The sequence below is a fragment of the Sphingomonas segetis genome (assembly GCF_009720245.1).
Lineage (GTDB): Bacteria > Pseudomonadota > Alphaproteobacteria > Sphingomonadales > Sphingomonadaceae > Sphingomicrobium > Sphingomicrobium segetis.
In genome coordinates, this window is sequence record NZ_WJSQ01000220.1 from 1 (window position 1) to 3,039 (window position 3,039).

Below are 3,039 nucleotides of genomic sequence, written 5' to 3' on the forward strand. Positions count from 1 at the left end.
CGGCATCGGGCAGGCGTCGGTCGCCAGCACGACCGATCCGTCCGGGCATGTCTGGGTCGCCGGCGGTGGAAGCGGCGGCGGTGGAGGCGGCGGAGGCGGTGGTGGCGCGGCTACGCGCTCCGGCCCGAAATTGTAGATCAGGCTGGCAAGCACGCTGTGCGAGCGGAACTCGCCGCGCTGGCCGTTGTCGCTGAAATGGCCGGCGTTGAAATAGCGGTACTTCAGCCCGACGTCGAAATAGCGGAACACCGGCGCGCGCACGCCGGCGATGCCCTGCCATGCGAAGTGGCCCTTGGACTTGATGTGCGATTCGAAGATGATCGGCTCGCCGCCGCCGCTTGCGCGAACGATCGAGCGCTCGTTGAGCCAGGCCAGCCCGGCGCCGCCACCGACGTAGAAGTTGACGGTGTCGTTTTTGCCGAAGTCGAGCAGGATGTTGCCCATGTCGGTAAAGCCACTGGTGTGGCCGTGCCCGTCGACGGAGCCGTCGCCGTCGATGTCGTAGCCGCTGTGCTTTGCCCATTTGTGGCTCGCCTCGACCTCGGCGCGGATCAACCCGAAATCATATCCGGCGATGAGGTCGCCATCGACGCCGAGCTTGTAGTCGATCTCGAACAGGCGGTCACCGCCCGCGCTGACGGTCGAGTTTTGCGCGAACATCGGGCCGATCTCGAGCCCGACATAGGCCGAATGGTCGCGCGCCGCGGCGGGCGAGGCGAGGGCGGCAAGCGCCGCTCCGGCAAGCAGATATCGCATCATCGATTTATCCCCCGTTGCCCGGCCCCACCGGGAACAATGCCCTGCATTCTAAATGAAAAATGAATCGCCGTCGAGGTAACGAAGGTTAGGCGGGCCAGGTCACGTTTTCGTGCGGCCGAGCTCCTCGAGCTTCTCGACGAGCAACTTCGTATCCTGTGCGCGGTCCCGGGGCACGACGAGAACCGCGTCCCGCGTCGCCACCACCACGAGATTTTCGACCCCGAGCGCAGCGACGGTGATGCCGTCTTCGCCGCGCAGCAGGCACCCATCGGCATCGATCGCGATGACCTTGCCGTGGATCGCATTCCCGCGCTCGTCCTTGGCCGCGATGTCCCACAGCGCATCCCACGAGCCGACGTCGGACCATCGCATGGCGACGGGAACCACGCAGGCGCGGTCGGTCCTTTCGAGCACCGCGTAGTCGACCGAGATTGCGGGACAGGAAAGGAACGGCTCCGCCGCCGGGCGGACGAACGGGCCGTCAACCGACTTCCCCGCGATTGCTGCTTTGCAATGCGCGTCGATCTCCGGAGCGAACTTGCGCAGCTGGTCGAGGAATGCGGACGAGCGGAAGAGGAAGATGCCCGCGTTCCAGAAGTGGCTGCCGCTCGCGCAAAAGGCTTGTGCCGTCGCGAGGTCCGGCTTTTCGACGAAGCGCTTCACCTTGCGGACCGCGGGGGTTCCCTCCACCGCGTCACCGGCTTCGATATAGCCGTAGCCTGTCTCAGGCCGGGTCGGCTCGATGCCGAAGGTGACGAGCGCGCCAGCCTCGGCGGCCGGCAGCGCCGCGGCGACCCTGTCGCGGAACTCCTGCGGGTCGCGGATGACGTGGTCCGACGGCATCACCAGCAGGATCTCGTCCGCGGCGGGATCCGAGCAATAGGCCGCAAGGGCGATCGCCGGGGCGGTATTGCGCCCCTGCGGCTCGAGGATGATCGCCGCGGCGGCCGCGCCCATCGCTTCGACCTGCTCCTCGATGAGCGACCGGTGCTCCTCTCCGGCGATGATGACGGGATCGCCGAACATCGGATGCTGCGCGCGCGCCAGCGTTTCCTGGAGCATGGTGCCGGCACCGCCGATCGGCAGCAGCTGCTTGGGACGAAGCGGGCGCGACAAGGGCCACAGCCGCGTTCCGGAGCCGCCGGACAGGATCACCGGGCGCACTTCAGGCGACATGGCGTGGCGGTTCTCGTTCAGTGGTTGGGCGCGGCATGACGCTCCCTTGGCGCGGCGAAGAGGCCGGCGCAATCGGAGCTTGCCGCACCGCCTCCAATCGCAGCCGTGGGCGGAGTCGCTGTCCCAGGTTGGGGCGCGGCGGTGGAGCGCTCTCGGACCTTCGTTAAATATTTGCTAATCGGCGGTTTTTGACGCAAGCTTTTCGTTCGGGGGTCGGATGAACAGGGCAAGCCTCGGTCTTGCGCGGCAGTTGGAGGGAGAGCGCTCGCTCGCGCCGCGCCACCGCGCGCACCGCGTCGCCGACTTCCAGCGGCTGCGCCTCAGGCTCTACGCGACAATCCTGGCCGTCGATGCCGTGGCGATGGCGTGCGCCTTCCTCCTCGCCGACGCCGCCCGCTTCGGCCGGTATGAGGGCTATGGGCTGAGCACTTTCCTCGTGCTGTTCCCGACTTACCTCGCGATCGCCCTCAACGGAGACGCGTTTTCGATCCCGGCGCTCAAAAGCCCACGCCACAGCGCGGCCTCGGCGGTGCGTTCGTTGCTGTTCGCGTTCGCGGTCGCGACCGCAATCTTCTTCTCCCTCAAAGTCGGCGAGGATTTCTCGCGCCTCGTGTTCGGAATCGGAAGCGTCTTCTCGCTCGCGCTCGTCACCGGCGCCCGGCTGGCGCTCGGCGGGGCAATCTGCAGGCGCTACGGCCGGAGCTTCCGAAGGGAAGTGCTGATCCTCGACGGGGTGGACGCGGCGCCAGCGGGCGAAGAGACGGTAGTCGACGCGGCAAAGGAAGGGCTCAAACCCGCCCCCGACGACCCCGCGGCGCTCGACCGGCTGGCGCGGGTGCTCGACAAGGCCGAGCGTGCGATCGTCGCCTGCCCGCCCGAACGGCGCGAGGCGTGGACCCGCGCGCTCGCCGGCGCCAATGTCGACGTCGAGATCCTCGCCCCCGAGCTCGCCGCGGTGCCCGCGATCGGGCTGAGGCGCCACGGATCGACCCCGGCGCTGCTGGTCGGCTGCGGCCCGCTCCCGCTCCACAGCCGCGCGGTGAAGCGGGTGATGGACCTCGCCATCGCGGGCGCCAGCCTGGTGCTGCTTGCCCCGGCGATGCT

3 protein-coding genes are annotated in these 3,039 nt (G+C 68.2%); 1 reads left to right on the forward strand and 2 read right to left on the reverse strand.

What is annotated here, in order from left to right:
• Nucleotides 1-759, reverse strand: a 759-nt coding sequence (locus GH737_RS13935) for an outer membrane protein (RefSeq protein WP_155265385.1), incomplete at its 3' end; no start/stop codon positions are given.
• A 99-nt stretch (nucleotides 760-858) separates the two neighbouring features.
• Complete coding sequence (locus GH737_RS13940) at nucleotides 859-1,935, reverse strand: mannose-1-phosphate guanylyltransferase/mannose-6-phosphate isomerase (RefSeq protein ID WP_155265386.1); 1,077 nt, start codon at nucleotides 1,933-1,935, stop codon at nucleotides 859-861.
• Nucleotides 1,936-2,152: 217 nt separating this feature from the next.
• Between GH737_RS13940 and GH737_RS13945 the strand changes: the two genes are divergently transcribed.
• Nucleotides 2,153-3,039: Rossmann-fold NAD(P)-binding domain-containing protein (locus tag GH737_RS13945; protein WP_476749620.1), on the forward strand; the 887-nt coding region annotated here is incomplete at its 3' end.